The sequence below is a fragment of the Tsukamurella soli genome, from assembly GCF_039541155.1.
Lineage (GTDB): Bacteria > Actinomycetota > Actinomycetes > Mycobacteriales > Mycobacteriaceae > Tsukamurella > Tsukamurella soli.
This window is the reverse complement of the sequence record NZ_BAABFR010000166.1, coordinates 1-7159: the sequence shown is the minus strand read 5'-3', so window position 1 is coordinate 7159 and position 7159 is coordinate 1. Positions and strand designations below refer to the sequence as shown.

The 7159-nt window shown below is 71.5% G+C and carries 8 protein-coding genes; 7 read left to right on the top strand and 1 reads right to left on the bottom strand.

All coding sequences use genetic code 11. The features are described from left to right. The 7 genes from ABD908_RS26055 to ABD908_RS26025 form a co-directional block, all read left to right on the top strand. The coding region (locus ABD908_RS26055; RefSeq protein ID WP_345001589.1) for an NlpC/P60 family protein at positions 1–682 on the top strand (682 nt) is incomplete at its 5' end. 71 nt (positions 683–753) lie between these two features. Further along, positions 754–1869 (top strand): AAA family ATPase, encoded by a 1116-nt coding sequence (locus tag ABD908_RS26050; RefSeq protein ID WP_385921023.1) that lies wholly within the window; start codon positions 754–756, stop codon positions 1867–1869. A 3-nt stretch (positions 1870–1872) separates the two neighbouring features. Next, positions 1873–2826, top strand: a complete 954-nt coding sequence (locus ABD908_RS26045; protein WP_345001587.1) for a DUF58 domain-containing protein — start codon at positions 1873–1875, stop codon at positions 2824–2826. A 10-nt stretch (positions 2827–2836) separates the two neighbouring features. After that, on the top strand, positions 2837–3820 hold the full coding sequence (locus ABD908_RS26040; RefSeq protein ID WP_345001585.1) for a VWA domain-containing protein: 984 nt from the start codon (positions 2837–2839) through the stop codon (positions 3818–3820). 50 nt (positions 3821–3870) lie between these two features. Further along, positions 3871–4599, top strand: a complete 729-nt coding sequence (gene fabG1, locus ABD908_RS26035) for a 3-oxoacyl-ACP reductase FabG1 (protein ID WP_345001583.1) — start codon at positions 3871–3873, stop codon at positions 4597–4599. A gap of 55 nt (positions 4600–4654) precedes the next feature. Then, a complete protein-coding gene (inhA, locus tag ABD908_RS26030) occupies positions 4655–5500 on the top strand; it encodes an NADH-dependent enoyl-ACP reductase InhA (RefSeq protein ID WP_345001580.1) in 846 nt (281 codons plus the stop codon). A 7-nt stretch (positions 5501–5507) separates the two neighbouring features. Further along, positions 5508–6611 (top strand): ferrochelatase, encoded by a 1104-nt coding sequence (locus ABD908_RS26025; RefSeq protein ID WP_345001578.1) that lies wholly within the window; start codon positions 5508–5510, stop codon positions 6609–6611. On the opposite strand, the gene ABD908_RS26020 is transcribed toward ABD908_RS26025, so the two are convergent. Next, positions 6571–7159: hypothetical protein (locus ABD908_RS26020; protein WP_345001575.1), on the bottom strand; the 589-nt coding region annotated here is incomplete at its 5' end. The two genes, ABD908_RS26025 and ABD908_RS26020, sit on opposite strands and share 41 nt — an antisense overlap.

The window sequence follows — 7159 nt, the reverse complement described above, 5'->3', positions numbered from 1 at the left end:
CGCGGCTCCCGCCGGCGGTGGTGCCCCAGCCGCTCCCGCGGCCCCCGCGGCGGCGGCCGACACCCTGGACCCGGCGGCGGCGGCCGAGGCGGGGAAGGTGGCCGGCACGGCGATCGACTCCGCCAAGACCTTCGCGCAGACGCTGGTGAGTGGCGCTACCAGCATGTTCGGGTTCACCGCGCCCCCGCAGACCCAGTCCGTGGTGACGACGGTGCCCGGCGGCGGCCAGGTTCCCGGTGTCGCCGACATGACGGGTCAGCAGATGATCGAGACCGTCGTCGCCCGGGGCATGTCGGTGGTGGGCGTGCAGTACGCCTGGGGCGGCGGTAGCCCGTACGGTGCGACCCGAGGTATCCACGATGGCGGCGTCGCCGACGAGTACGGCGACTACAACAAGCTCGGCTTCGACTGCTCGGGGCTGATGATGTACATGTTCGGTGCGGTGGGCATCAACCTGCCCCATTACACCGGCTACCAGTACAACGTCGGCGAGCACGTGCCGCTGTCGCAGATGAAGCGCGGCGACATGATCTTCTACGGCCCCGACGCGAGCGAGCACGTCGCCATGTATCTCGGCAACGACGAGATGATCGAGGCGCCGGAATCCGGTTCGGCCGTGAAGATCTCGCCGCTTCGGACCGCAGGCGCCATGCCGTACGCGGTGCGGCTCATCAACTCCTGACCGCGGCGATCGGTACGCTCGGACCGGCAGGCCCCGGCGCGGAGTCGGGGGTGACAAGTTAAGGGGACGTCGTGACGCACAGCCACCAGGGGGCGGGTTCGCCCGCCGCCACCGGGCCCGGCGGGGCGATCTCAACCGCGAACGGCGCCGGCCAGGTGACCACCGACGAGGTGAAGCTGCTCGAGCGGGCCGTGTACGAGGTCAAGCGGGTCATCGTCGGGCAAGACCAGCTCGTCGAGCGGATCCTGGTCGGGATGCTCGCCAAGGGGCACGTACTGCTCGAGGGTGTGCCCGGCGTGGCCAAGACCCTCGCGGTCGAGACCTTCGCGCGCGTCGTCGGGGGCAGCTTCTCGCGGATCCAGTTCACGCCCGACCTGGTGCCCTCCGATCTGGTCGGTACCCGGATCTACCGGCAGGGCCGGGAGGAGTTCGATACCGAGATCGGCCCCGTGTCGGCCAACTTCCTGCTCGCGGACGAGATCAACCGCGCGCCTGCCAAGGTGCAGTCGGCGCTGCTCGAGGTCATGGCCGAGCGGCACGTGTCGATCGGCGGCAAGACCTACCCGATGCCCGATCCGTTCCTGGTGCTCGCGACTCAGAACCCGATCGAGAACGAGGGCGTGTACCCGCTGCCCGAGGCGCAGCGTGACCGCTTCCTGTTCAAGGTGGTGGTCGGCTACCCGACGGTCGAGGAGGAGCGCGAGATCGTGTATCGGATGGGCACCGTCCCGCCGGTGGCGAGCCAGGTGCTGGATCCCGGCACCGTCATCCGCCTGCAGAAGGCGGCCGCGCAGGTGTTCGTGCACCACGCGCTCGTCGACTACGTCGTCCGCGTCATCGCCGCGACGCGCAACCCCGAACAGTTCGGCCTGCCCGAGGTGAAGGCCTGGGTCACGTACGGCGCGTCGCCCCGCGCCACCCTCGGCATCGTCGCCGCCGCACGGGCGCTCGCGCTCCTGCGCGGTCGCGACTACGTGGTCCCGCAGGACGTCGTCGAGATCGTCCCGGACGTGCTCCGGCACCGCCTCGTGATGAGCTACGACGCCCTCGCCGACGAGGTCACCCCCGACCAGGCGATCGCGCGTGTGCTCCAGACGGTGGCACTGCCACAGGTGATCGGCCAGACGGTGCAGGATGTGCGGTCCGCGCCCATTGCACACGCCCCGATGCCCGGGCAGGGTGGCTGATCGATGCCCGAGGTCGTGCCGCCACCGCGGTTCGACGCCGGCCGGGTGGACGACGCCCGCCTGACGTCGGCGTTGCGCACGCTCGAACTGGTGGTCAAGCGCCGGCTCGACGGGGTGCTCCGCGGTGACCACCAGGGACTGCTGCCCGGACCGGGGTCGGAGCCGGGGGACTCCCGGCCGTACACGCCGGGCGACGACGTCCGCCTCATGGACTGGTCGGTGACCGCGCGCACGACGCACCCCCACGTGCGGCAGATGATCGCCGACCGCGAGCTCAGCACGTGGTTGGTCGTCGACCTGTCGGCCAGCCTCGACTTCGGCACCTCGCCCCGGCCGGACGGGACGATCATCACCAAGCGCGACCTCGCGATCGCGGCCGCCGCCGCGGTGACCCACCTGGTCAGCGGCGCCGCGAACCGGGTCGGCACCGTCGTCACCAACGGCGCGGACGTCCTGCGGGTGCCACCCCGTGCCGGCCGTGCCCACCAGCAGATGGTGCTCGGCACCATCGCGCGCGCACCGCACGCCCCCGCGGGCGTCCGCGGGAACCTCGGGGCGGCGCTCGACAGCCTGCGCCGCCCGGAGCAGCGTCGCGGGCTGGTCGTGGTGATCAGCGACTTCCTCGGCCCCATCGACTACGCGCGCGAGCTGCGGGGCCTGGGGGCCCGGCACGAGATCCTCGGTGTCGAGGTGCTCGACCCCCGGGACCTGGAGCTGCCGGCCGTCGGCGAGATCCGGCTGCGCGACGCCGAGTCCGGCGAGGTCCGCGAGGTGACGGTGACCCGCCGCCTGCAGTCCGAGTTCGCCGCCGCGGCCGACGCGCACCACGAGGAGGTGGTGCGCACGTTGCGCGGCGTCGGCGCCCCGACGCTCGAGCTGCGTACCGACCGCGACTGGCTGTCCGACATCGTGCGCTTCGTCGCCGCGCGCCGCCGCGGGCTGGCGGGTGCATCGTGAGGGCCGGCTGATGGGCGGGATCACGCAACTCGCCGACGCATGGTGGCTCCTCGGCGTGCTGGTGGTAGCAGGTCTCGCCGCCGGCTACGTCTACAACGAGCTGCGGCGCCGCAAGCGGACGATGACGTTCGCCAACACGACCGTGCTCGACACCGTCGCACCCAAGACCCGGAACCCGTTCACACACGTGCCCATCGCGCTGTTGTGCGTCGGCCTACTGCTGCTCACCGTCGCCCTCGCGGGCCCGACGGCGATGCGCAAGGTACCGCGGAACCGGGCGACGGTGATGCTGGTGATCGACGTGTCGCTGTCGATGGAGTCCACCGACGTGTCCCCGACGCGACTCGGTGCGGCCAAGGTCGCGGCGAAGCAGTTCGTGGAGCAGTTGACGCCGGGCATCAACCTGGGGGTCGTCTCGTTCGCGGGGACCGCTTCGCTGCTGGTCTCGCCGACGCCGGACCGCAGCCTGGCGCTGGCGGCCATCGACCATCTGGAGCTCGCCGAGCGCACCGCGACCGGCGAGGGGATCTACGCCGCGCTGCAGGCGATCGACAACATCGATTCCGTGCTCGGCGGGGCCAAGACCGCCCCACCGGCCCGCATCGTGCTCGAGTCGGACGGTAAGCAGACGGTGCCGCAGAGCCTCGACGACCCGCGGGGTGGCTACACCGCGGCGATGGAGGCCAAGAAGAAGGGCATCCCGGTGTCCACGATCTCGTTCGGTACCGCCGACGGGGTGGTGACGATCGGCGGGCAGCAGATCCCCGTGCCGGTCGACGACGAGTCACTCCACAAGATCGCCGACCTGTCGGGTGGCCAGTTCTTCACCGCGTCGTCGATCGGCGAGCTCAACAAGGCCTACGGGTCGCTGCGCGACGAGATCGGCTTCGAGATGCAGCGCGGCGACAACTCGCGCGTGTGGATGATCTGGGGCACCCTGTTCGTCGCCGTCGGCATCGTCGCCGCCGTGGCCGTCAACCGGCGGCTGCCCTGAGCGACCCGGAATGTTGGTCGGGCGGAACGCTGATTGATAGGTTGGCAGCCATGCCTAACGCAGATGACTTCGTCGCCCGGTCCGTCCTCGTCACGGGTGGCAACCGCGGCATCGGCCTCGCGATCGCGCGGCGACTCGCCGCCGACGGTCACAAGGTCGCCGTCACGCACCGCGGGTCGGGCGCTCCCGAGGGCCTGTTCGGCGTGCAGTGCGACGTCACGGACACGGAGTCGGTCGACGCGGCCTTCAAGACGGTCGCCGAGCACCAGGGACCCGTGGAGGTGGTCGTCTCCAACGCCGGCATCACCGAGGACACGCTGCTCATGCGGATGAGCGTCGAGAGCTTCGAGAACGTCGTCAACGCGAACCTGTCGGGCGCGTTCCGCGTGACCAAGGCCGCCACCCGCGACATGCTCAAGAAGCGCTGGGGCCGGTTCATCTACCTGGGCTCCGTCGTCGGCCTCATGGGAACGCCCGGCCAGGCCAACTACGCGGCGTCCAAGGCGGGCGTGATCGGCCTCGCCCGCTCGGTGACCCGCGAGCTCGGCGGCCGCAACATCACCGCCAACGTCGTCGCGCCCGGCCTGATCGACACCGATATGACCCGCGCTCTCCCGGCCGAGTACACCGAGACCGCCGTCAAGCAGGCGATCCCGGCCAAGCGCATGGGCCAGCCCGAGGACGTGGCCGCGGTGGTGTCCTTCCTGGCCTCCGACGATTCCGCCTACGTGACCGGCAACGTGATCAACGTCGACGGCGGCCTCGGTATGGGCCACTAGACGTCTCACCAGAAGAGACCCAGCCTCAACAGCTTTCGCAAACAAGGAGAATTTCGTGGGCCTGCTCGACGGCAAGACCATCCTGATCACCGGCATCATCACCGATGCCTCGATCGCCTTCCACGCGGCCAAGGTCGCGCAGGAGGAGGGTGCCAAGGTGATCATCACCGGCATCCCCGACCGGCTGCGGCTGATCGACCGCATCGCCAAGCGCCTGCCGCAGGAGGTGCCGCCCGCGATCGGCCTCGACATCACCAACGAGGAGAACTTGGGCGAGCTGGCCGACAAGGTCCGGGAGCTGGCGCCGGAGGGCGTCGACGGTGTCCTGCACTCGATCGCGATGGCGCCCCGCTCGCTGATGGGTCCCGATGCGCTGCCGTTCCTCGAGGGCCCCGGCCCGGACGCGGCCAAGTCGTTCGAGATCTCCGCGTGGAGCTACGCTTCTCTCGCGCGCGCCGTGCTGCCCGTGATGAACGAGCGCGGCTCCATCGTGGGCATGGACTTCGACCCCCGCACCGCGTTGCCGTACTACAACTGGATGGGCGTGGCGAAGGCCGCGCTCGAGTCGGTCAACCGGTACGTGGCGCGGGAGGTCGGCTACGCCAAGAAGATCCGCTCCAACCTGGTGGCGGCCGGCCCCATCAAGACGCTCGCCGCGAAGGCCATCGCGGGGACCGCGACCGACGACGCCAAGCAGCTGAACATGCTGAACACGTACTGGAACGGTGCGTCGCCGATCGGCTGGAACGTCGACGACCCGAGCCCGGTCGCCAAGACCATCTGCGCGCTGTTCTCCGACTTCCTGCCCGGCACCACCGGTTCGATCGTCTACGTCGACGGCGGCGCGAGCCACAACACGTGGTTCCCCGAGGAGGGCGACTTCGGCTCGCTCGCCAAGTAGCCGACTCGTGCAGGTGGAGGTGCCGTACGACAGCGTCCTGGTGCTGTCGTTCGGCGGACCGGAGTCCCCGCAGGACGTGCGTCCGTTCCTCGAGAACGTCACCCGGGGCCGCGGCGTGCCGCCCGAGCGGCTCGACGAGGTGGCGCAGCACTACCTGCACTTCGGTGGCGTGTCCCCGATCAACCGGCAGGGCCGAGACCTGGTCGCCGCGCTGGAGGCCCACCTGCGGGCCGGGGGCCCGGACCTGCCCGTGTACTTCGGGAACCGCAACTGGCACCCGATGATCGAGGACACCGTCGCCCGGATGGCCGCGGACGGCCGCCGCAATGCGCTGGTGTTCACCACCTCCGCGTGGGGTGGTTTCTCCGGCTGCCGCCAGTACGACGAGGACATCGCGCGGGCCCGCGCCGCCATCCCCGAGGCGCCGCATCTCACCAAACTCCCGCACTACTGGTCGCAACCGCTGCTGCTCGACGCGGTCGCAGACGCCGTCCGCGCCGCGGCGGCCACCGTGCCGGTCGGCTCGCGGCTGGTGTTCACCGCGCATTCGATCCCCGTCGCCGCCGACGGTGCGTCGGGGCCCCCCGACGACCGCGGCCTGTACAGCCGGCAGGTCCGGCTGGCGGCGGCCGCGGTGGCCGCGCGCGTCGGCGATCTCGCCTTCGACGGCGGCGACTTCGACGTGGTGTGGCAGTCGCGCTCGGGCTCGGCGGCGGTGCCATGGCTCGAACCCGACATCTGCGACCACATCGCGGCCCTCGTCTCCGGGCCGGCGCCGGCAGCGCAGCGAGCGGGCCGACCGCCGGGGGTCGTGGTCTGCCCGATCGGGTTCGTGTCCGACCACCTGGAGGTGGTGTGGGACCTCGACACCGAGGCCCGTGAACTGGCCGAGCGCCTCGGCCTGCCGTTCGCGCGCGCCGCGACGCCGATCTACGACCCGCGGTTCGTCGCGATGGCCGCGGGACTGATCCGCGACCGGGTCGCGGGCGTGCCGTTGGCCGCCGGTGTCCTGGGCTGCACGGTCGACGGTGTGGCGTGCGCCGACGGCTGCTGTCCCACCCGCCGCCCGGTCACCGCGGGGCGCACAGCGCCTCCTGCGCCACCGCATTGATCGCGGCGGTGCGGGCGACGCGCACCGCACGCCGCAGCGATGCGTACGCGGCGTCGCCGCGCTGGGCGGACCCGAGCCCGATCCCCGTGTCCGGTTGCCGCTCGCCGGCGACCAGGAGGATCGCCTCCACCATGGCGACCGTGTCCAGCACGCGGTGCGCCCGCGCGCTCGCTCCCGGCGGAAGGGGAGTGGAGCCGAGGTAGCCCGCCAACTCGGCGACGGTGGCGCGGGCGCTGGGCGCGCCGGGCGTCGGCGGCAGCGCGGTGAGGGCCGCGGTGGCGTCCCGCACGGCCTCCCGCATCGTGTACTCGGCCTCGGCGAGACCGGCCCCGTCGCGATCGACGAGCGCGGGGGTCATCCGGAAGGCGTTCCACACCAACACATCCGACGACTCCTGCACGGGCACCAGTGCCAGCGACGCGCCGTCACCGTCGAACGTGACCGCCTCGCCGCGCATGAGTGCGGCCCGCTCGAGGTCGGTGCCGGCGGGCAGCGCCGCGGCGTCCCCGGGTGCCGGCAGCACCAGCCGCACCGCCGACGGTGCCGAG